The 21,054-nt window shown below is 33.5% G+C and carries 23 protein-coding genes; 4 read left to right on the top strand and 19 right to left on the bottom strand.

Annotated elements, in window-relative coordinates:
- The first annotated feature begins 112 nt into the window (after positions 1-112).
- The 3 genes from FLACOL7796_RS12020 (at position 113) to FLACOL7796_RS12030 (ending at position 2,467) form a co-directional block, all read left to right on the top strand.
- On the top strand, positions 113-1,012 hold the full coding sequence (locus FLACOL7796_RS12020; RefSeq protein ID WP_173971021.1) for a NifU family protein: 900 nt from the start codon (positions 113-115) through the stop codon (positions 1,010-1,012).
- A 144-nt stretch (positions 1,013-1,156) separates the two neighbouring features.
- Positions 1,157-1,564, top strand: a complete 408-nt coding sequence (locus FLACOL7796_RS12025) for a YtxH domain-containing protein (RefSeq protein ID WP_173971022.1) — start codon at positions 1,157-1,159, stop codon at positions 1,562-1,564.
- Between the two features lie 90 nt (positions 1,565-1,654).
- The gene (locus FLACOL7796_RS12030) at positions 1,655-2,467 is read left to right on the top strand and encodes a mechanosensitive ion channel family protein (protein WP_173971023.1); all 813 of its coding nucleotides are present in this window, start codon (positions 1,655-1,657) and stop codon (positions 2,465-2,467) included.
- 5 nt (positions 2,468-2,472) lie between these two features.
- Here the strand turns inward: FLACOL7796_RS12030 and tsaB are convergent, their stop codons facing one another.
- The 7 genes from tsaB to FLACOL7796_RS12065 all read right to left on the bottom strand — a co-directional run bounded on the left by tsaB (position 2,473) and on the right by FLACOL7796_RS12065 (position 10,416).
- Positions 2,473-3,147 carry a tRNA (adenosine(37)-N6)-threonylcarbamoyltransferase complex dimerization subunit type 1 TsaB gene (gene tsaB / locus FLACOL7796_RS12035; RefSeq protein ID WP_173971024.1) on the bottom strand — a complete coding sequence of 225 codons (675 nt, stop codon included), beginning with the start codon at positions 3,145-3,147 and terminating at the stop codon, positions 2,473-2,475.
- 136 nt (positions 3,148-3,283) lie between these two features.
- Positions 3,284-4,576 (bottom strand): efflux RND transporter periplasmic adaptor subunit, encoded by a 1,293-nt coding sequence (locus FLACOL7796_RS12040; RefSeq protein ID WP_173971025.1) that lies wholly within the window; start codon positions 4,574-4,576, stop codon positions 3,284-3,286.
- A gap of 6 nt (positions 4,577-4,582) precedes the next feature.
- Positions 4,583-5,968, bottom strand: a complete 1,386-nt coding sequence (locus FLACOL7796_RS12045; RefSeq protein WP_173971026.1) for a TolC family protein — start codon at positions 5,966-5,968, stop codon at positions 4,583-4,585.
- Between the two features lie 82 nt (positions 5,969-6,050).
- On the bottom strand, positions 6,051-7,166 hold the full coding sequence (locus tag FLACOL7796_RS12050) for an efflux RND transporter periplasmic adaptor subunit (RefSeq protein WP_173971027.1): 1,116 nt from the start codon (positions 7,164-7,166) through the stop codon (positions 6,051-6,053).
- A 40-nt stretch (positions 7,167-7,206) separates the two neighbouring features.
- Positions 7,207-8,475 carry an ABC transporter permease gene (locus FLACOL7796_RS12055; RefSeq protein ID WP_173971028.1) on the bottom strand — a complete coding sequence of 423 codons (1,269 nt, stop codon included), beginning with the start codon at positions 8,473-8,475 and terminating at the stop codon, positions 7,207-7,209.
- A gap of 2 nt (positions 8,476-8,477) precedes the next feature.
- Positions 8,478-9,722, bottom strand: coding sequence for an ABC transporter permease (locus FLACOL7796_RS12060; RefSeq protein WP_173971029.1), 1,245 nt, complete (start codon positions 9,720-9,722; stop codon positions 8,478-8,480).
- Positions 9,715-10,416 (bottom strand): ABC transporter ATP-binding protein, encoded by a 702-nt coding sequence (locus FLACOL7796_RS12065; RefSeq protein WP_078008681.1) that lies wholly within the window; start codon positions 10,414-10,416, stop codon positions 9,715-9,717. The genes FLACOL7796_RS12060 and FLACOL7796_RS12065 overlap by 8 nt, the downstream gene beginning before the upstream one ends.
- A gap of 176 nt (positions 10,417-10,592) precedes the next feature.
- On the opposite strand from FLACOL7796_RS12065, the gene FLACOL7796_RS12070 reads away from it, so the two are divergent.
- The gene (locus FLACOL7796_RS12070) at positions 10,593-11,999 is read left to right on the top strand and encodes a DUF4403 family protein (protein WP_173971030.1); all 1,407 of its coding nucleotides are present in this window, start codon (positions 10,593-10,595) and stop codon (positions 11,997-11,999) included.
- Positions 12,000-12,023: 24 nt separating this feature from the next.
- On the opposite strand, the gene FLACOL7796_RS12075 is transcribed toward FLACOL7796_RS12070, so the two are convergent.
- The 12 genes from FLACOL7796_RS12075 to gcvH all read right to left on the bottom strand — a co-directional run bounded on the left by FLACOL7796_RS12075 (position 12,024) and on the right by gcvH (position 21,041).
- Positions 12,024-12,200, bottom strand: a complete 177-nt coding sequence (locus FLACOL7796_RS12075; RefSeq protein ID WP_341849981.1) for a hypothetical protein — start codon at positions 12,198-12,200, stop codon at positions 12,024-12,026.
- Between the two features lie 76 nt (positions 12,201-12,276).
- Positions 12,277-12,819 (bottom strand): DUF420 domain-containing protein, encoded by a 543-nt coding sequence (locus FLACOL7796_RS12080; protein ID WP_173971032.1) that lies wholly within the window; start codon positions 12,817-12,819, stop codon positions 12,277-12,279.
- Positions 12,820-12,821: 2 nt separating this feature from the next.
- Positions 12,822-13,511, bottom strand: a complete 690-nt coding sequence (locus tag FLACOL7796_RS12085) for an SCO family protein (protein WP_173971033.1) — start codon at positions 13,509-13,511, stop codon at positions 12,822-12,824.
- Positions 13,512-13,521: 10 nt separating this feature from the next.
- Positions 13,522-14,163: a hypothetical protein gene (locus FLACOL7796_RS12090; protein ID WP_173971034.1), complete on the bottom strand. Its 642-nt coding sequence runs from the start codon at positions 14,161-14,163 to the stop codon at positions 13,522-13,524.
- A gap of 78 nt (positions 14,164-14,241) precedes the next feature.
- Complete coding sequence (locus tag FLACOL7796_RS12095; protein ID WP_173971035.1) at positions 14,242-14,592, bottom strand: cytochrome C oxidase subunit IV family protein; 351 nt, start codon at positions 14,590-14,592, stop codon at positions 14,242-14,244.
- 18 nt (positions 14,593-14,610) lie between these two features.
- Positions 14,611-15,594 (bottom strand): cytochrome c oxidase subunit 3, encoded by a 984-nt coding sequence (locus tag FLACOL7796_RS12100; protein WP_173971036.1) that lies wholly within the window; start codon positions 15,592-15,594, stop codon positions 14,611-14,613.
- Positions 15,595-15,636: 42 nt separating this feature from the next.
- The gene (locus tag FLACOL7796_RS12105) at positions 15,637-16,224 is read right to left on the bottom strand and encodes a cytochrome c oxidase subunit 3 (protein ID WP_173971047.1); all 588 of its coding nucleotides are present in this window, start codon (positions 16,222-16,224) and stop codon (positions 15,637-15,639) included.
- 8 nt (positions 16,225-16,232) lie between these two features.
- Entirely contained in the window at positions 16,233-17,135 is a 903-nt protein-coding gene (cyoE, locus tag FLACOL7796_RS12110; RefSeq protein ID WP_173971037.1) for a heme o synthase, read from the bottom strand.
- Between the two features lie 157 nt (positions 17,136-17,292).
- The gene (locus FLACOL7796_RS12115) at positions 17,293-19,431 is read right to left on the bottom strand and encodes an energy transducer TonB (protein WP_232067365.1); all 2,139 of its coding nucleotides are present in this window, start codon (positions 19,429-19,431) and stop codon (positions 17,293-17,295) included.
- Positions 19,432-20,175, bottom strand: a complete 744-nt coding sequence (deoC, locus tag FLACOL7796_RS12120; protein ID WP_173971049.1) for a deoxyribose-phosphate aldolase — start codon at positions 20,173-20,175, stop codon at positions 19,432-19,434.
- Positions 20,176-20,284: 109 nt separating this feature from the next.
- Positions 20,285-20,668 carry a VanZ family protein gene (locus tag FLACOL7796_RS12125; RefSeq protein WP_173971038.1) on the bottom strand — a complete coding sequence of 128 codons (384 nt, stop codon included), beginning with the start codon at positions 20,666-20,668 and terminating at the stop codon, positions 20,285-20,287.
- On the bottom strand, positions 20,661-21,041 hold the full coding sequence (gene gcvH / locus FLACOL7796_RS12130; RefSeq protein ID WP_056188370.1) for a glycine cleavage system protein GcvH: 381 nt from the start codon (positions 21,039-21,041) through the stop codon (positions 20,661-20,663). The genes FLACOL7796_RS12125 and gcvH overlap by 8 nt, the downstream gene beginning before the upstream one ends.
- Positions 21,042-21,054: the final 13 nt, after the last annotated feature.

A 21,054-nucleotide genomic window follows, 5' to 3' on the forward strand; every position in this document is an offset into this window, starting at 1 on the left:
TCTCATAATTTAATACGATTTATTTGAAAAGAGTCTTAATTATTATATAAAAAAATCAAATATAGGTATTAGTAGAAAATAACTTTACTAAATTTGTAGAAAATTACAAATCATGACAAAAATCACTATAAAGGAAACTCAAAATCCAACTATCCTAAAGTTTGAATTTGAAGATTTCATTACAAAAAATCAAAATTTTGAATTTAAAAATATCGATGAAGCACAAGCATCGCCTTTAGCACAACAATTATTCTATCTTCCGTTTGTAAAAACAGTTTATATTTCAGGAAATTTTATTGCGATCGAAAGATACAGTATTGTAGAATGGGATGATGTAAAAGATGCTGTTGCTGAACAAATTGCATCTTTCGTAGACAAAGGCGGTATCATTATCAAAGTAGATGAAAACGCACCAAAAAAACAGCCTATTACGGTTTACGGAGAAACAACTCCTAATCCTGCTGCTTTAAAATTTGTAGTTAGCAGAATGTTGACTAAAAATGCTATCGAATATAAAAATATCGACCAGACTGCTTCTTCGCCATTGGCAAAAGAACTGTTTAAATTTCCTTATGTAAAAGAGGTTTTTATTGATGAAAACTATATTTCGGTAACTAAATATGATATCAACGATTGGGATGAAATTACTTTAGAAGTAAGAACTTTTATCAAACAATATATCGAGAACGGAGGAACTGTTTTAGATGAAAGTTTAATTGAAGTGGCTACGAAAAATGATATTACAAAAGATGAAGCATTTGACAAATTAGATGTAACATCGCAACAAATCATCAATATATTAGAAGAATATGTGAAACCGGCAGTTGCGGCAGACGGAGGAAATATTGCTTTTGACTCTTATAATGAAGATGACAAAACTGTAAAAGTAATTTTGCAAGGTGCCTGCAGCGGTTGCCCTTCTTCTACTTTTACCTTAAAAAGCGGAATCGAAAACATGCTAAAAAGTATGTTGAATGATGAAGCGATTAAAGTTGAAGCTGTAAATGCATAATAATGTATTCGAATAAATATAAAAAGCGTCTCAAATGAGGCGCTTTTTTATTAAATTCATATCTACTTAATTTTCAGCAAATTATTCCATTTTTATGTGATAAAAAAGTTTAATATTGTATTCTAAACCAATCAATATAAAACTATGGGATTATCTTCATTTTTCAAAAATTTATTTGGCTCAGCCAAAGAAACGACTACAGATTTAGCCAATGAGGCCGAAGTTAAGTTTGAACAAGCTAAAGAAGCTGCTGCTCCTTATATTGAGAAAGCAGAAACATTTGCTGAGGAAACGATTGCAAAAGCAAAAGAAGCTTCAGAACCAATCCTTGAGAGTGCTGCTGAATATGCTCACAAAGCAAAAGACATTGTAAGCGAATATGTAGAAAAAGCTTCAGATTCTTTAAGTGAAGTAATCGATTCTGTAAAAGAAAAAACCACAGAAACTTCTGATACAACCAAAACTATAGTAACAGAAACTGCAGCAGATGTAACTGAAAAAACGGAAACTGCAACAGACGAAATTATCGATACGATTCCTCCGAAGGAATAAGCGATCGTTTTTTCTAATAAAAATAAATATATCTATATTTGCAGCATTAATATACCTTCTCATTTGAGAAGGTTTTTTTATTCAAAAAATATGAACCTCAATCCAGATCAGGTTAGCAATTATGTTACAAAATATGCTGACGTATTAGTTGATTATTCTCTTAAATTAGTTTCGGCCTTTATTATTTTATTTGTTGGTATCTACGCCATCAGATTAATAAACAGGATCATTACGAAGGTAATGGTACAAAGAAATTTAGATCCTACTTTAACAAAATTTCTTTCAGACATTTTGATATGGGCACTTAGAATTTTATTGTTTGTTACTTTCATTTCAAAACTAGGTATCGAGACATCATCATTTGTTGCCATTTTAGGAGCAATGGGACTTGCTGTAGGTTTATCATTGCAAGGGTCTCTTTCTAATTTTGCGGGTGGAATGTTGATTATCGTTTTTAAACCTTTTAAAGTGGGCGATACGATCGAGGCGCAGGGAGTTATTGCAACGGTTTCAGAAATTCAGATTTTTGTTACCAAAATGATTACAGGTAACAACCAGACTGTTTTTGTACCCAATGGTTCTTTGTCTAACGGAACTATTATCAATTATTCTATGCAGGGAGAACGAAAAGCCGATTTGACTTTTTCAATTTCTTATGATTCAGATATTAAAAAGGCAAAAGAAGTTCTTTTAGAGGTTTTAACCAAAAATCCTAAAGTGCTTAAAAAGCCTGCTCCAGAAGTTTTCGTAAAGAACTTAACGGCTGCTTCTATCGATTTTGCGGTACGTCCGTGGGCAACCAATGCCAATTACGGATCGGTTGTTTCAGATACTTTAGAGAATTGCAAAGTGGCCTTAGATGAAGCCGGAATTTCAATTCAGCCTTATACAATTCAGAAATAAAATGATTATTGTTTTTTTGATGGAGGTGCCATCATAAAATCTTTTAAATAATACGGTTCAAAATAAGCGACATCTACAGTGTCGCTTTTTTGATACTTATCATAACTGATTTTACTCATTGCATCCGCTGAGGGAAATTTGATATCTTCTAAAAACACGAAATTTTCTTTCGTTAGAACCGGTTTGCATTTCTCAGCACAATCACCAACAAAATAAACCGTTTCTGTATAGGATGCAAAAGAATCTTCGGTAATGACTTCTGCTTCAATTTTTCTTTCTATTTCTAAATTGGCATTAAAAACTTCACTGTACACTTCCATTCTTCTCGCGTCCAGCATCGGAATAATTTTTCCGTCGGTAACTTTGGCCTGTGAAGCTAAAGTCTGCAAAGTATCAACCGCAATTAAAGGAAGGTTTAAAGCAAAACACAATCCTTTTGCTGCCGAAACTCCAATTCGCAAACCTGTATACGAACCTGGCCCCTGACTTACCGCAATAGCAGCCAAATCCTGAACCGAAATTCCTGCCTCGGCAATTACTTCTTCTATAAAAACATGCAGTTTTTCGGCATGAGAATAGCCTTCTTCAGCAATTTCTTTACAAACAATTGTTGCTCCATTTTTAGCAATGGATACTGAGCAATTTTTAGTAGCTGTTTCTATATTTAGGATAAAAGACAATGTGATAATTTTTTAATGTTATTATATTTCAAATCTGATACTGAGCATCAAATTCTATATCAGCGTAAGCGAAATCAAGGCTTTTTTATTCTATTGATTTCGCTTAAATTGATATTACTATTTTAGAATATTTTATTTATTTTTTAGGTAAATCGGCTTTTTTAAGCTTGACTTTATCACCGGAATTCAGTTCTTTAGAAACCGTGGTATAAGGTCCCGTAATTACTATATCACCCGCTTTTAATCCTGTCATTACTTCAATATTCGTATCGTCCTGAATACCTGTTTTAATAACTCTGATTTTAGCTTTATCTCCTTCTTTCACAAAAACACATTCGAATTTTTTATCGCTTTTTGGAGCTGGTTTTTTATCATCACTTGGTTCTTCAATTTTAACCTCTTTTACAGCTGAAGTATCTGATTTTACAACAACAGCACTAATTGGCACAGCCAGAACATTATTTTTAGTTCTTGTAATAATGTCTACAGTTGCCGTCATCCCTGGTCTAAACGGAGAGTAAGTACTTGGTTGACCTTCTAACAAATCCTGATATGATTCTTTTAAAATACGCACTTTTACTTTAAAATTAGTAACCTGATCTGATGTTAAGGTTGTGCTTGCAGAATTCGAAATACTCGTTACAGTACCTCTGAATTTCTTTTTTAAATAAGCATCAACTTCAACATTTGCCTCGTCTCCAATTTTTACTTTCACAATGTCATTTTCGTTTACATCAACTTCAACTTCCATATTGTTTAGGTTTGCAACTCTCAAAAGTTCTGTTCCCGCCATTTGTTGGGTTCCCAAAACACGCTCACCTAATTCAACATTTAAAACTGAAATGGTTCCATCTGCAGGAGCATAAATTAAAGTACGGCCTAAATTATCCCTTGCTTCTGTAACTGATGCCGAAGCACTCTGAACATTATAATAAGCATTTTGTCTTGTTGCTTTTGCTACTTCATAAGTCGAAATGGCTTTGTCCCAATCAGATTTTGAAATTACACCTTTATCATACAACGTTTTATTACGCTCGTAATTTGCCTTTGCTTCTTTATAACTTGCCTCAGATTGTGTTAATCCGGCTTTAGTTCCTGATAAATTGGCCACAGAACGATCTAATCCGGAAGTATATAAATCAGGATTTATCTTTACCAGTAAATCTCCTTTTTTTACAACTTGTCCTTCTTTTACATTTAGTGCAATAATTTCACCGGAAACCATAGAGGAAAGTTTCACCTCTATTTCGGGCTGAATTTTACCTGTTGCAGATACTGTTTCAACAATAGTTGAAGCAGCAACTTTTGAAACCTCTACTTCTTTTCCTTCGTCTTTATTTCCTACTACTCCTGCTTTCGAAAGACCAATTAAAACTGCAATAATGATTACCGCACCACCTAGTAAGAAATAAATTGTTTTTTTTGACATAATAAATTATTTTGTGATAATTGGAACAATCGGAATTCCAAAGTAGAATTCAAGTATTTTTATTTTAAACATGTAATCGTATTTTGTTCTAATAACGTCTGACTGTGCATTGGTAAGCAATGTTTGAGCCTGTGTAAAATCGAATGAATTCATCAAACCTACATCATACTTTTCTTTTGCATAGTTGTAAGCCTGTTGTCTTGCTTCTAAAGTTACTGTCGATGATTCGTAGGCATTTAATGCTCCTTTTGCATCTGTAAAAGCAGTGTAAACGTTACGTTGCAAATCTAAACTTTTTTGCTCTAAATCTATTTTAGATTTCTCTAAACTTACTTTATTTCGCTCAACATTATTTTTAACTGAGAAACCATTAAAAATAGGAACACTCAACTGAAAACCAAAATTATGTCCTTTGTTATCACTAAACTGATCCAAAATTGGAAGCGGACCAGCTAAAACCGGATTATTATTAGCATCAACTCCTATAATTCTGTCGCTATAACTGGCTCTTGTACTAAATTGATAAAAACCTCTAAGCGTTGGCTGATAGGCTCCTCTTGCAATAGCTACATTTTTCTCTGCAACTTCAAGATTCGTTTGTGCCAGTTTTAATTCTGTTCTTATTTCTTTGGCTTTATTATAAATATCAACCGGAGTTTGCGCTAATATATTATTCTCATCCTTTGCGTTTGTGTCGTCTATAACATCAAAATCTGCAAATTCTTTTAATTGTAAAAGCTGTGCTAAACTTAATTTAGAAATCAACAAACTGTTTTCAGCAACAATAATAGCCTGCTGATCAGTTGCCTCAGTAGCTTTTAAATCGTACAAATCGCCACGCGGAATTGTTCCTGCATTCACCATTTCCTGAGAACGCGCCAAACGTTTTTGATCAATAGATAACTGCTCTTTTTTTACTTTTAAATTTTCTTTATTAAAAAGAATTTCAAGAAATGCATTAGCCACATTCAAAGAAATATCTTCCTGCATTTTCAATAATTGATATTTTGATGCTATAATAGAAAGCTTAGCTCTTCGATATGTATTTTGATTTTGTAAACCTTTATAAATATCGACCCCGGCATTCACTGCTAATGAAGAATATTGAGTGGTTTGAGTTGTCGCAATATTGGTAACAGGGTTAACGTTAAGACCAATATTCCAGGAGTGAGAAGCGTCTCCGCTTACTGACGGAAGATAATTACCAAATGCACCCTTTTTATCAATTGCTGCATTCTTAACATCTAATTCTGATAATTTTATAGTGATATTATTATCTAATGCATAGCGCACACATTCTTCTAATGTCCATTTTTTCGATTGTGCCTGAGATGATAATCCAAACCCAAATAGCATGGCTAAAACAAGACTATTATATTTATTTATTTTCATATATTTTGAATGAAAGCGCAGTAAAACTATGCTACGCAAATTTAACATTTTTTAAAACCAAAAACTCCTTTATACTTTCAAATTACTTTTTCTCTCCTTCATTGATCAATCCCTGATTCCAGATCTTGATTTTATCAGTGCTTTTAAGCCCGCTTTTCACCTGAACGTAAATTCCGTCGCTCACTCCTAAAACTAAATCTCTTCTTTGAAATTTCTTAGCAGCTGTTTCTACTTCAACGTATGGTTTTTGTGTTTTTTTATCAAACTGAACTAATGATTCTTTTATCGCCATTACTTTTTCAGCTTTCTCTAAAATAATAGAAGCATTTGCACTTAAACCAGCTCTGATAAAAGTATCATCTCTGTTTTCCAATTTCGCTTTTATTTCAAACTGAATTGCACCATTTTCTACCACTCCTTTAGGTGCGATATCGGTTAAAGACGCTTCGAATTTTTTGTTTTCGATAGCTCCAACTGTAATTTCAATTGGCATTTTCTCTTTGATTTTACCTACTTCAGATTCGTCAATTTTTCCAATAAAAATCATTCTTCCCACATCTGCAACACTTGCAATTGTAGTTCCTTCATTAAAATTATTACTTTCAATAACCTGATTTCCAACTTTTACCGGAACTGCTAAAACCATTCCGTTTACCGTTGAACGAATTAAGGTATTGGCATAATTTCCTAATGATGTTGTTGTTCCTGTTTTTACAATATCCAAGCTTTGTTTTGCTGCCAGATAATTTTGTTTTGCTTGTGTATAAGCCAATTGAGCTGCATCAAAATCATTTGCAGAAATTACATCTTTATCAAACAAAGTTTTTTGTCTTTTATAGATTTTTTCCTGATTATCTAAAGCAATTTTAGCTGTTTGTACCTGATTTTGAGTGTTACTAACATTAGAAACGTTAGCCACAACTCTAATTTTAGCGATCATATCTCCGGCTTTGATTTTTTCTCCTGCCTTAATATATACTTCTTCTATAATCCCTGAGATGTTTGGTTTGATTAGAACTTCTTCATCAGGTTGAATGTTACCGGTTGCAATTGCCGTTTTTACGATTGTTTTAACCTCTGCTTTTTCAGTTTGAAATACAATTGGAGATTCTTGGTTTTTAGCATACAAATAATATAGTGCGCCAAAGAAAACTATAGCAATAAAGATTAAAATGGTTACGGTTACTCCTTTTTTCATTTTGTTTTTGGGTTTAATCGATTATATTTTGATTGATAATTTATTCTGTTCGTAAAGCATCTACGGGCTTTACATTAATTGCAGTTTGCGCCGGGATAAATCCTGCCAGCAAACCTGATCCTACTAATATTAATAAAGCAACAAATACAACTCTTAAATCTACGCTTGGGTTGGCAAACATAGTATTACTTCCTGGCGGCATCGATGCCAATGCCATATTAAGAAGCGCAATTACCCCGGTTGCTACGGCAACGCCAAACATACCTGAGATAATAGTCAAAAATATAGATTCTGATAAAATCTGACTTCTAATTGCTCCGGGCGTTGCTCCTAGGGCTCTTCGAATTCCGATTTCTTTAGTACGTTCTTTAACTACAATCAGCATAATATTCGAGATTCCGATTACTCCCGAAATAAGCACTAAAGATCCTACAAAATAAGCAATGATTTTCAAGATATCAAACAAACTTTGCACTTTACCAAATTGTTCGTATAAATCAAAATTTCCAACTGCGCGATCATCCTTTGGATGCACAGAATGAAGGGCTTTTATGACTTCTAAAATTTTTGGTTTTAATTCCGTGATAGAAACTTCATCTCTTGCTGTAAGAGCCATCCACCCTACTTTATCACCATAATTAAAAGCCTGCTGAAAAGTAGTAAAGGGAACAAATATATTCTTTTGTTCTTCCTCTGCATTTCCGCCGGTTTGTTTAGAGTTATAAACTCCCACTACCATAAAGTTGATTCCGTTTATTTTTACATAAGTTCCAACAGCTTCTTCTTCTTTTCCGTAAAGTTCGCTAATAACACCTTTTCCAATCACCGCTACCTTTCTTCTCTGCTCAATATCCTGTTGATTTACAAAACGACCTTTTATAATATCCATAGGCTGTTGCTTAATCAGTTCAGGATAATCTCCATAAACAGAAAAAGCAGATGTTTTTGTACCACGTACCACATTATTAGTTCCGTCGTTAGAATTTCCTAATTGATTTCTTGGCGAAACGTACAACAAATCAGGAAAAGCAGCTCTTAATGATGCTACATCACTATTTCTAAAATCATAACGACGAGTTTTAGGCAAACCTTTGTATGCTTTTGATGTGGTTTGACTCCACATAAACATAGTATTTGTCGCTATTCCGTCGAAACCTTTTTTAACTCCGTTTTCAAGACCTTTTCCTGCTGCAAGTAATATTACCAAAATAAATATTCCCCAAAATACTCCAAATGCAGTTAGGACCGTTCTGAAAACGTTAGCCGTTAAGGCTTGTAAAATCTCATCCCAATTATCTTTCTTAAACATAATTATTCGTCTCTAAGTGCTACAATAGGTTTTATTTTGGCCGCTCTGTATGCAGGGAAAAATCCGGCCATTGCACCTGCAAAAACAAGCAGTGCCAATGTGGTTAACGCGACACTAAAATCTACCTCAGGATTTCTGAAATATTCACTTTGAACCATCGGACCAACCAATTCTAACAATAATAAACTTGCCAGCAATCCAACAAAACCTGCAATAGTGGTAATAAAAATAGATTCGTGAAGTATCATCGAAATAATAGAAAACGGAGATGCCCCCAAAGCTTTTCTAATTCCAATTTCTTTCGTTCGTTCTTTGACTATAATAAGCATGATATTACTTACACCTACAACTCCGGCAATTATAGTACAAATACCTACCCACCAGAAAAACAATCGGATATAAAGATTTAAATCATAAAACTTCTTTCCTTCTTCTACAGAATTATACACCCCAACTCCGCTATCATCATTAGGTGCTACTGTATTTCTGCTTTTAAGCAAATCCTTTAAATCCTGAGTAAATTTTTGAGATTGCGCCAGGGCCTGATCATAATCGTCTGTCTTTTTTAAGGTAAAAAACAAATTACTTATTTTATCTCCACCTCCAAAAGCACGTTGTACTGTTGTTTTAGGCAAATACGCTCTGGCTTCTTCTCTTTCTCCTCCCGGATCTGTAAAAACCCCTACTACTTTAAAATTGACATTATTAATTAAAATTTCTTTACCTAAAGGATCACTGTCTTTAAACAAATCTGTTTTTACCTTCATTCCAATAGCAGCTACTTTTTCATTATTAGCAAGATCACTACTATTTATAAAACGTCCCTGGACTACAGTAACATTTTCAACACCAGAAAAATCAGGATCTACTCCTCTAAATTGATAACTTCCTGATTCTTTACCGTATGAAAAAGCACCTCCCCAGAAGTTATAACTTGCAGCTCTTAAATCTAATTTATCCTCAAATTTCTGTACAGATGCATTATAATCGCCGTTTCTAAACTGAATTTGTCTTCCCGGATTCAATCCTTTGTGTGGTTTTGTCGTTGTACCGGACCAAACCACAATGATACCCACGGCATCTTGTTCGAATTGTTTTTGAATTCCGTTTTGAAGTCCCTTACCGGCACCAAGCAAAATCACTAAAATAAAAATTCCTGAAGCCACAGAAACGCCGGTAAGAAATGTTCTTAACCGGTTTTTAGAGATTGCCTCAAATATTTCCTGCCAACGTTCAATATTAAACATAAGATGACGCTCTAACTTGTTCTACTTTTTTATCGTCGATAATTAATCCATCTTTCAGGACCACATTTCTTTTGCACATTGCAGCAATATCAGGTTCGTGTGTTACGATTAGAATGGTTTTTCCTTCATCGTTAATTCCCTGAATAAGTTCCATCACTTCATAAGAAGTTTTTGTATCCAAAGCTCCTGTTGGCTCATCTGCCAATAAAACCTTCGGATTTGAAGCTAATGCTCTTGCTATGGCAACACGTTGTTTCTGACCTCCTGAAAGTTCATTTGGTAAATGATGCGAATGCGAACCTAAGCCTACTTTCTCTAAATATTTCATTGCAATCTCGTAACGTTCTTTTCGCTTTATACCCTGATAATACAAAGGCATCGCAACATTATCAAGCGCTGTTTTATAATTTATTAAATTGAATGACTGAAATACAAATCCCAGAAATTTATTTCGATATCTTGAAGCAATTGTTTCGTTTAGATTTTTAATTGGCGTTTTATCTAAAATATAACTACCTGAATCTGCTTCATCAAGAATTCCTAATATATTTAATAGTGTCGATTTTCCCGATCCGGACGATCCCATAATCGCAACTAACTCGCCTTCTTCGATATTAAAATTAATCCCTTTTAACACATGCAATTCTGAACTTCCCATTTTATAGGACTTGTGTAAATCTTTGATTTCGATCATGGTATTGTTAAATTTTAAAACAATAATAACATTTTTTATAAGTAATTTATGGTAAGAAAACGTTAATAATTCCGTTTAGTTATTACAATAAGACTCAATTATCTATCTATTGTTACACTTTTTTAAGATAATATAATTGTTTTCTTAATTTTGCATCACTTAAAAGAATCTTAACGATGAAGTTTTTTTCAATTATCTCAATGTTTACGGTACTTACCGCTATAATCAGTTGTTCTACAACTCAAAAACTTGAAACCCTAAAACCAGAACCGGATGACGCCAGCCCTTTAGTTTACGATGCAAATCCGTCGTTTATCAACTTACCCATAACGGTAAAACTGAGCGACATTCAAAATCAAACCAATTCTTTATTGAATGGTTTAATTTATGAAGACAATAATATTGATGATGATGATATCGAAATGAAAATCTGGAAACAGGCTCCGATAAAAATTCAGAATGATCCTGCCAACCCTGACAAAAAAATAAAAACAATCCTGCCCCTAAAAGCAACGATTAAGTACCGAATAGGAACGAAAAAGCTTGGGGTAGAGCTATACGACGTTAGAGAGTTTAACTTAAACGGAGTTATCACTTTATCGAGTGAAGTAGCTTTGACCAACTGGAAATTAAATACAAAAACCGAATTCAAATCTTTAGACTGGAATGAAAGTCCTACAATGATGGTATTTGGGAAAAGTATGCCGATTACCTATTTAGTAAATCCTGCGATTTCTATTTTCAAGTCAAAAATTGAAAAGAAAATCGACGAAGCGATTGAAAAGTCAATGGATTTTAAACCGAATGTTTTAACTGCCTTAGAAAAAATATGTACGCCATTTCAGATGAGCGATACTTATGAAAGCTGGTTAAGAATTGTTCCTGTTGAAATTTATTCTACGAATGCTAAACTTAAAAATGATTTGTTTTTATTAGACATGGGAATGAAATGCAATATGGAAACTATTGTAGGTAAACAACCTGAATCTAAATTCAGTGCCAGTAAAATTGTATTGAAACCGGTAACAAAAATCCCTAATCAGATCTCGGCGAATATTGCGGCAATTTCAACTTATATTGATGCTTCAAAGATTATGACCAAAAATTTTGCAGGACAGGAATTTGGTTCCGGCGGCAAAAAGATAACAGTAAAAAATGTTTCGATCTGGCACAAAAACGGCAAAATGGTTATTGCACTGGATGTTTTAGGATCAATAAACGGAACGCTTTACTTAAACGGAATACCACAATATAATCCTCAGACAAAAGAAATTTATTTTGAAAAACTTGATTATGTTTTAGATACAAAAAGCAAGTTAATGAGAACTGCAAGCTGGCTGGGTCAAGGTTATATATTAAGAAAAATGGAAGAAAGCTGCCGCTACTCTATTCAGGCCAATTTAGAAGAAGGTAAAAAAACAATGGCCAACTATCTTAAAAACTATTCGCCAATGCCGGGTGTTTTTGTAAACGGAAAAATGGAAGACATTCAGTTTGATAAAATCCAGCTGACCAATCAGGCGATTATCGCTTTTATAAAAATTAACGGAACGGTAAATGTTTCGGTAGACGGATTAAAATAAGAACAAAAAAAAAGCAGAATATAATTATTCTGCTTTTTTTGATTTCGATTTGTACATTCTATAAACAAGAATCCCAATTACAACCACTAACAAATAAGGAATCACCATCAAATAAACAATTCCGTTATTTACAGCTTCAGCTTTCTTAGTATTCGAATCTCCTGCAAGTGCAGCGCGACACATCGCACATTGGGCATTCATTGAAATTCCAATAAAGAAAAATAAAATTCCAAAAATTACCTTTTGGAATTTGGAATTTGAACTTTGGATTTTATTTTTAATTTGCATAATAAGGAGAAATCATTAAGTAAACCACTACGCCTGTAACTGCAACGTACAGCCAAAGTGGAAATGTTATTTTAGCTATTTTTCTGTGTCTGTCAAAACGCTTTGCAAGAGCTCTTACATATGTTATTAATACCAATGGTATGATGGCAATAGACAGTAATATGTGTGTTACTAAAATGAAGAAATAGATATATCGTATTGCGCCTTCTCCTCCAAATTTAGTAGAATCAGCAGTCATATGATATGCAACATACATTACCAGGAACGCTACTGATAATGCAATGGCAAAAGTCATTAAACGTTCGTGAAGTTTTTGTTTTCCGTTTTTAATAGCAATTACAGCCCAAACTAAAACAATAGCCGTAATACCATTTGTTGTTGCATAAATTGGAGGCAAAAACGAAAGCGGCTCTACATTAACACCAAAATCTTTCAATTTAACTCCAAATAAAATGGCTACTACTACCGGGATAATAATTGAAACTGCAACAATAAGTTTGCTATACTTTTTTTCTAATGAATGATCTTCCATTTTTATTCTGCTAATAATATTTTAATATCTTCCTGAATGTCTCTAACTCCTTTTTTATCCAGTCCGTCGTAATAAATGTTCGGATTCCCAAATTCATCTTTTCTGCAACGAATATTTCCATCTTTATCAATCAATGCAAATAAACCTGAATGTTCGAAACCACCGCTTACTTTTTCATTTTCTCCGGCATAAAGATTAAAACCTTTATTTGATAAATCCATGATAGTAGCTTTATCACCCGTTAGAAAATTCCAGTTAGATGATTTTACACCTAATAATTTTGCGTGTTCTTTTAGAACTTGTGGCGTATCATGATTAGGATCTATCGTAATCGAAACGATTCCGAAGTTAGGATTTCCAAAAAAAGTTTTCTCAATCTCTAACATACTTAAATTCATCTTTGGACAAATGGACGGACAAGTCGTAAAGAAAAACTCCAAAACGTATACTTTGCCTTTATAGGTTTCGTTAGACACTTTAGCATTATTCTGATTTGTTAATTCAAATTTAGGTGCTGGTCCAATTTTTATCAATTTCGCATCAGATTTAGAATCTTTCGATCCTACATTATCCAAACGATTGCCTTTTACAACTTCGCCATTTGTTACTCTGTCAACAATTTTAGGCACGGCATAAATCCCGAAGATTAAAATAATAAACGAAATTCCGATATATGATTTATTTTTAAACATGATATAAAGATTAAAGTTCTTTTGTTGCGTTGTGGTTCTTTTTTAGAGCTGCACGATATTCGTATAGAATAATTTTGAAATCGTCAAGCATTTCGTTGCTCAACTCAGAAGGATGAAAAGTATTATACCCTTCTTTATATTCGTCTTTATCTTTTCGGCCTCTTAAATTTCGCTCTTTATCTACGATATAAACATTCGAAGTACCAAAGTTTTGATCTAATTTCCCTTTTAGATGTAATTGATCGTAATAAGCTTTAATCTCATCAGGCGAAGCAAAAACAAAATGCCAGCCCGAAACATCTGTAAAAGCGCCTAGCGATTCTACAATTTTCTCTGCATCTTTTTCTGTACCCAACGGACAAACCACTACAAACTGCAGATCTTTGAAACCATTGTAACGCTGATAAATTTTTTCGTTTAGATTAAAAAAGTTCCCTCTGTTTTTTAAAATCTCAGTTCCTGAAAAACCAAGAATTGTAATTTTATTATTTAAGGTTACTTTTTCTCCTTTAAGGGATTTCCAATCACCAAAGTCGGCAATTTCAGGAGTTATTGTTGGAAGTTTAGTAAAGCTATTTACACCAGAAGCAAAAAACAGATAGGCTACAATTGGCAAAACAAAAAGTACAAAGAGAACTATATTTTTTTTCATTTTATTACCGGAAGTTATTGAGGTACAAAAATAAAAAAATCCCGATGTTATCGGGACTCTTTTCGAATTAATATCATGTTAAAAATTCCATTTAATAGTAGAATCTTTAAAAACCCCATAAATATAATGTCCTTCTGTAAGCAGAATAAACAATAAATATAAAACTAGGAAAATAACCGGTGAAACAACTGACCATCTAAGGCTGCTTTTTTCACCTTCCATGTGCATAAATGCCCATACTATATAATATGCTTTGAAAATTGTCAGGATATAAAATATCCAGTTTAACAAATTCAAACCTAAGAAATGAGTAAACTCTAATGATCCTGGTTTAATAATACCAAGTATAACTTCTACTGTAGTTACTGCTGATAGTAATCCAAAAACAAACCAGATTCTTTTTGTATTTGATACGTGTTCGTGTGACATAATAATTAAAATCTAAAATTAAACTAAGTAGAAAACTGTAAATACAAATACCCAAACTAAATCGACAAAGTGCCAGTATAAACCAACTTTCTCTACCATTTCGTAGCTTCTTCTTTTCTCGTAAGTACCTAATAACACATTAAAGAAAATAATGATGTTAATGATAATTCCAGAAATTACGTGGAAACCGTGGAATCCTGTAATAAAGAAAAAGAAATCAGCAAACAATTTACTTCCGTATTCGTTTCTTGTTAAGTTCGCTCCTTCTACAACATATTTTGCAGTAGCTAAACGCTCTTCAGATTCTGCTCTTGACAAAACAGTTTTTTTCTTTTTCTCAGTAAGATGCTCTGTTCTTATTAATAAATCAGGGTGTGCTTTAAAACCAGCCTGAATTTCAGCTACAGAATATGTTGGTACTGTTTCAGCACTTTCCATAAACCAGGTAGTCTTGCTTCTTGTTAATGCTTCTCTTTGTTCCGGTAATTTTACAGCAAACTCTTCAAGAGCAACTCTTTTACCATCTTTATCTACGAACTGCAATAAGCTTCCACCTACTGTCTCAATTGCTCCGTACTCACCTTTAATGAAGTTTTTCCATTCCCAAGCTTGAGAACCAACGAAAATAATACCTCCAATAATAGTTAAGAACATATAGATCGCAACTTTTGTTTTTTTCAATTGATGACCTGCATCAACAGCTAAAACCATTGTTACAGATGAGAAAATCAAAATAAAAGTCATTAAGGCTACATAATACATTGGAGCCGAAACACCGTGCATAAATGGGAAGTGAGTAAACACTTCATCAGCCAAAGGCCATGTTTCGATAAATTTAAATCTAGAAAAACCATAAGCTGCTAGAAATCCAGAGAATGTCAAGGCATCCGATACGATAAAAAACCACATCATCATTTTACCATAACTTGCTCCTAATGGCTGGATCTCATGCCCGCCTCCCCAAGTTTTTTCGTTGTTTGCAGTAGTAACTGTCGCTTCCATAAAAGATATTCGTTAAAAAGTTCCCAAATTTACGTTTTTTTCTTATTTAAAGAAATATAAAAATAAAAATAAATATACCCATAATAAATCCAAAAAGTGCCAATACATCGCACCTAGTTCTATACCAAGAGTTTGAGTCGAATTGTATTTTTGTTTAAAATGATTATAAATTATAATTAAAAGTGAAATTAAACCTCCAGCCAAGTGTAATAAGTGCGTAACGGTAACTACGTAAAGAAAAGTTGTAGTAATTGAGCTACCTTCTCCTGTAAAATAATAACCACTTTTTACGATTTGTCCAAAACCTACAAACTGTAAAACCACAAATAAAACTCCTAATGCCAGTGTACCTAAAAGTAATGCTGTAGTTGCGCTTCTATTGTCTTTTTGAATGGCTTTTTTTGCAAGGTAAAAAGTCAAGCTACAACCAATAATTACCGCTGTACTATAATAAAATGCCGTTGGCAATTCAAAATTCTTCAACCAGTCGGCTCTGGATTTACTTACCACAAATGCGCTTGTAAGTCCGGCAAACATCATTGTCATGCTTACCATTGCAAATAACAAAATCAGTTTTGCTGATTTCGCTTTTCTTAATTGCTCTTCACCTTTTGTCATTGTCATTGTCATTTCCATAACTATCTTAAAAATTTATCTACTATAAATACTATTTGCAGTAACGAAATATACGAAACGCTTACCAGCATTAATGTTCTTGCCGCTTTTGCAGTTCGTAACTGATACAAACGTACTGCGTAAAACAACATCCATAAACCTAATAAAAACACTAATATTGCTGCAATTGGCGTAATAAATAATTGTCCTGTAAACCCTAAAGACGGCAGCAATGATGCTATAATAAGCCAAACTGTATATAAAATAATCTGCAAAGCAGTCTTTCTGTCTTTTCTACCGGTTGGCAGCATAAATATTCCGGCCTTTTCATAATCTTCATATAAAAACCAGCCAATTGCCCAAAAATGAGGAAACTGCCAGAAAAACTGAATTAGAAAAAGTGTTCCTGCCTCGATACCAAATTCTCCTGTTGCTGCAACCCAACCTAACATAAAAGGAATTGCACCCGGAAAAGCACCAACAAAAACCGATAACGAAGTTACTGTTTTTAAAGGCGTATAAACGCTTGTGTATAAAAATATTGAAATCGCAGCAAACATTGCCGACTTAGCATTGATGGTATACAACAATGAAATACCAATAATGGTGAGCAAACTTGCCACAAACAAGGCCATTTTTGGCGACATGCGTCCAGAAGGAACGGGACGATTTTTAGTTCGATCCATTAACGAATCGATATCTTTTTCGATTACCTGATTAAAAGCATTAGAAGCTCCAACCATGCAATACCCTCCAATCATCAAAACCAACAGAACACTCCATTTAAAAGGGTGCTCATCATTAACACCTAGCAAATATCCGGCAATCGAAGAAAACAATACACTGATCGCTAAACCAGCCTTGGTAATTTCTTTGAAATCGTTAAATATTGATTTTATTGAAAATGTATTTTTAGTAGCGTTCAATACGGAATTATTTTGTCTGTTTTTTTTGAGTGGTGCAAATGTACAAATTAGATTGTAGAATACTGACCTATAAAATTAGATTTTTTTCAATAAAACCTTTACAAAATAAGGACTTGCAAATCTTTAACACAATTATTTCGAAAAATCTTATTAAAAACTAGTAATCAAAATACCAATTAAAGATATCAGAACGCAATCCGATAGTAAACCAGGTTGTACTTTGCTTAAAAGTAGCTGCAGTTTCCTGAGTTGGATCAAAATTTCTATATAAAAAGCTTCCAAAAAATTTCAGATTCGTCATTGGATTTACCACATAACCTCCCTGAATGTCTGCAATAAAAACATTCGTTTTATTTCCCTGCCCTACTTTTACGCCTTTATCATACGGTCTGTCTACGTCGTAACTTTTATAAATATTTCCTCCGTAATTATAACTGTCTTCTGCGGTATCAAAATCTAAACCTCGTTTACCAATCGTAAATTTAGCATCAGCATAATAACGCCCTTTATGATAACGGCCAATTACAACAAACTCTTCAAAATTTCCTCCCCATTGATGTCCGATACTTTGATTATTATGTCCGTAATTGGTAATTACAGCGCTATGCGAATAAACGTAAGGACGTACATGATTGTACTCTAATTGCAGCAATAAATCTCTTACCTTAAAAGCATTGAAGTATTTTGCTCCTAACTGATATCCAAATTTATTTTTCCAGCTGTTTTCTCCAGCCCCCATATCTGATACTGAAAATTCATCCAATAAAAACTGAGCATATAAGTTTACATTGTTGTTCCATTTGTATTTTCCTGACATTCCCAAAAGCGCATTCCCACTTCTTGAAGATGATGAAAACTCAACCGAACGATAAAAAATAATCGGGTTTACGAAATTAATATCAAAACCTCTATTGTTCGTATCTGTCCAGACTACAGATTCAAAAAATCCTAAATTCAGTTTATTCGACACATTCCAGCTCAAATAATGATTGGCCATGAATTTTGTCGCATAAGTTTTCTCTAATGTAACATCAGGACGAACATCCTTTAGCCACATATAAGTATTGGTATATTTTATTTTCCAGAAATTGGTATTGATTTTAAAATAAGGATAAGGACTTGCACCGTCGCTTTCAAACAATGAACGGTATCCGTCTCCAATAAAATTTCTTCCATATCCTAACTGAAAATCAAAAAACTTACTTGGAGCGAATGTAATATTGGCTTCCGCCAAAGGAAAATCGTAGGCATCGGTTTTAAATCGTTTTGCAATTCCCATTCCCGGAATAATTGCGGGATTTCCTCCTGAAGGTTTTAGGGTTTCGGCATAATCATTATAATATCCTGCAAATCGTCCCTGACTTTCAAAAACTGTTGTTGTAAAATTAAGGTTCTTACCTAAGCCTCCTCTAAAATTTAAGGCACGTGTATTTACATAAGTGTACGAAGCATTAAGATCTGAGGCTTTACCCAATTGCAAATCAAGAATAGGATTTAAAGCCAGCCAATAATCTTCACCCTGAATCTGAACCAGATTTTCGTTCCAGAATTTTCTACCCAGCCAGGTTGAAACATTTTTCTGCAATGATTCGTTTACTGCTTTTAAATTGTAATATTTAGAAACCTCAGCATACGTGTAAGGTTTAGAAGCAGTGTGATTATTACTCCCCACCTGATTCATTGCGCCATCAAATTGCGCATAATAACTATGTGAGAATGGTATATTCAAATGACTTTCGAACTCTGGATTATTGTATTTTTTATATACAATACTGTCCAGCTCTGTCATTGGTTTTTCAATTGGTTTTAAAATTTGGGCTGCCGCCAAAGCTTCTGCCGCAATTTGATCTGCGCTTTTTAACGGCACATCTATTGAAATGGTATATTTTGAATAGGTTGGTTTCCCGTTGTAGGTGGAAGGTTGTATTTTAGGAAATTTTCTAAAAACACGTTTTGCTTCTTCTGATAATGCATCATTTGCAGCATTTACATAAATTACTTTAAACTCTCCTTTTTCATCTACTTCAAAAAGTACTTTTACTTCGCCTTTATAATTGGATTGTTTTAAGTTTTCAGGAACCTGAAAGTTTTGAAAAACAAAATCCTGAACTTCTTTATAAAAACAATTCTCTAGTTTTTTTGATTGTAAATTTTCGCAACCCGGAAAAACAGGAAATTGCTCTGATGTAAAACCTTGTTTAACCGAAGAATTATTGTCTTGTGAAAAAGCCGGCAAGGCAGATAATGTTAAAATAAAAATGAGAAGAATCTTATTCACGTAAATGTAGGTTTTCATTTAATATTGATTTGTGGTATTTTCTCCGTTTGCAATTGCTTTTGCAGCCGAAGTTCCGATGCGCTTCACTCCCAAACGAATCATTTCTATCGCGTCATCATAAGATCGAACTCCTCCGGCAGCTTTTACCGGCAAGGGCGATGCATTTTCTAACATCATTATAATAGTGGGAACAGTTGCTCCGTTTGGCAAATCATTTTCAGTTTTATAAAAACCGGTTGATGATTTCACAAAAACCGAAGCATAATCATCTTCTTTAAAATGGGACATTACCACATTTTTGATCAATGCCGAAAGCTGAATAATTTCTTTATCAGTTAAAGCCGCAACCTCAATAATCCATTTTACTGTTTTATTGTTTGCTAGACCAATTTGTGTTCCTATTAAGATTTCCTGTTTTACTAAATCAGTTTCACCGTTTTTAAAAGCTTCATAATTACAAACAAAATCCAGATCGTCTGCACCATCTTCAATAGCTTTATTTGCTTCTTTAATTTTAGCTTCAAGATTTTCTTTTCCTTCCGGAAAATCAATTACGGTACCCACCAGCAATGCCGAATTGGCTTTTGAAATCATTTCTTTGGCCAAAACCACATGTTCCAGACGAATCATGATTAACTTAAAACCTTCAGTAATGGCTTCCTGAATTGCATTCTTAACTACGATAGTATTTTCTGCTTCCGAAAGTCCGGCTTGCGAGGCAGTTTTTAAGTAGGTCGAGTCTAAATATTGCTTAACATTCATGATGGTATAGAATTGCGACAAAAATACATTTAAAATTCAGAAAAAAACACACTTTTTAAAGCTTGATTTTTTTGCAACAAAAAACCCACCGAAGTGGGTAATTATATTCTTATATTTTATCGATTTGCTTTTTAAAAGCTATTGCAGTAAACACTCCAAATAAAGCTCCAAGTGCATTTGCTAAAACATCAGATACGTCAGACGCTCTTGTGACTGTAAAAATACTTTGCAGGATTTCGATTGTAATTCCAAAAAAAACAGAAAATATAAACGAAATCAAATAGGCTTTATAATCATCAGGAGCTTTCCCTTTAAGTTCTTTTTTGAAGAACAAAATCCATGAAATTGTAAATCCAAAATGAAAACAAAAATGTACAATTTTATCTATACTCGGAAAATTTACAGCAGGAATATTACTTGAATCTGTTAAACAAAAATAAGTAATAATACCTGAGCATAATATTGCCCAGAGTAACAGTAATTGTTTAGGCACCTATAAGTTGTTTATAAGCTTCGTCAGATAATAATGAATCTATTTCTGATGCATCAGCAATTTTTATTTTAATCATCCATCCAGCTCCGTAAGGATCAGAATTCACTGTTTCCGGTGCGCTTTCTAAACTATCATTAAAAGCAATAATTTCTCCTGTTAAAGGTAAAAATAAATCAGATACTGTTTTTACAGCTTCAACTGTTCCAAAAACCTCATCTTTATCAAGTGTCTGATCTAAAGTTTCTACTTCAACATACACGATATCTCCTAACTCCTTTTGTGCAAAATGAGTAATTCCTACAGTTGCAACATCTCCTTCGATGCTAACCCATTCGTGATCTTTTGTGTACTTTAAATTTGCTGGTATGCTCATAATACTATGTTTG

This window comes from Flavobacterium bizetiae (genome assembly GCF_902804475.1).
Lineage (GTDB): Bacteria > Bacteroidota > Bacteroidia > Flavobacteriales > Flavobacteriaceae > Flavobacterium > Flavobacterium bizetiae.

Excerpts from the sequence above, each read along its gene's own strand:
- FLACOL7796_RS12030 (WP_173971023.1), top strand. The coding sequence starts at position 1,655 with ATGAACCTCAATCCAGATCAGGTTAGCAATTATGTTACAAAATATGCT.
- FLACOL7796_RS12060 (WP_173971029.1), bottom strand. The coding sequence starts at position 9,722 with ATGTTTAATATTGAACGTTGGCAGGAAATATTTGAGGCAATCTCTAAA.
- deoC (WP_173971049.1), bottom strand. The coding sequence starts at position 20,175 with ATGAATGTTAAGCAATATTTAGACTCGACCTACTTAAAAACTGCCTCG.
- FLACOL7796_RS12025 (WP_173971022.1), top strand. The coding sequence starts at position 1,157 with ATGGGATTATCTTCATTTTTCAAAAATTTATTTGGCTCAGCCAAAGAA.
- FLACOL7796_RS12075 (WP_341849981.1), bottom strand. The coding sequence starts at position 12,200 with ATGAATGCCCAATGTGCGATGTGTCGCGCTGCACTTGCAGGAGATTCG.
- FLACOL7796_RS12090 (WP_173971034.1), bottom strand. The coding sequence starts at position 14,163 with ATGAAAAAAAATATAGTTCTCTTTGTACTTTTTGTTTTGCCAATTGTA.
- FLACOL7796_RS12055 (WP_173971028.1), bottom strand. The coding sequence starts at position 8,475 with ATGTTTAAGAAAGATAATTGGGATGAGATTTTACAAGCCTTAACGGCT.
- FLACOL7796_RS12080 (WP_173971032.1), bottom strand. The coding sequence starts at position 12,819 with ATGGAAGATCATTCATTAGAAAAAAAGTATAGCAAACTTATTGTTGCA.
- FLACOL7796_RS12100 (WP_173971036.1), bottom strand. The coding sequence starts at position 15,594 with ATGGAAGCGACAGTTACTACTGCAAACAACGAAAAAACTTGGGGAGGC.
- FLACOL7796_RS12040 (WP_173971025.1), bottom strand. The coding sequence starts at position 4,576 with ATGTCAAAAAAAACAATTTATTTCTTACTAGGTGGTGCGGTAATCATT.
- FLACOL7796_RS12105 (WP_173971047.1), bottom strand. The coding sequence starts at position 16,224 with ATGACAATGACAATGACAAAAGGTGAAGAGCAATTAAGAAAAGCGAAA.
- FLACOL7796_RS12050 (WP_173971027.1), bottom strand. The coding sequence starts at position 7,166 with ATGAAAAAAGGAGTAACCGTAACCATTTTAATCTTTATTGCTATAGTT.
- FLACOL7796_RS12020 (WP_173971021.1), top strand. The coding sequence starts at position 113 with ATGACAAAAATCACTATAAAGGAAACTCAAAATCCAACTATCCTAAAG.
- gcvH (WP_056188370.1), bottom strand. The coding sequence starts at position 21,041 with ATGAGCATACCAGCAAATTTAAAGTACACAAAAGATCACGAATGGGTT.
- FLACOL7796_RS12085 (WP_173971033.1), bottom strand. The coding sequence starts at position 13,511 with ATGTTTAAAAATAAATCATATATCGGAATTTCGTTTATTATTTTAATC.
- FLACOL7796_RS12115 (WP_232067365.1), bottom strand. The coding sequence starts at position 19,431 with ATGAAAACCTACATTTACGTGAATAAGATTCTTCTCATTTTTATTTTA.
- FLACOL7796_RS12070 (WP_173971030.1), top strand. The coding sequence starts at position 10,593 with ATGAAGTTTTTTTCAATTATCTCAATGTTTACGGTACTTACCGCTATA.
- FLACOL7796_RS12065 (WP_078008681.1), bottom strand. The coding sequence starts at position 10,416 with ATGATCGAAATCAAAGATTTACACAAGTCCTATAAAATGGGAAGTTCA.
- FLACOL7796_RS12045 (WP_173971026.1), bottom strand. The coding sequence starts at position 5,968 with ATGAAAATAAATAAATATAATAGTCTTGTTTTAGCCATGCTATTTGGG.
- FLACOL7796_RS12095 (WP_173971035.1), bottom strand. The coding sequence starts at position 14,592 with ATGTCACACGAACACGTATCAAATACAAAAAGAATCTGGTTTGTTTTT.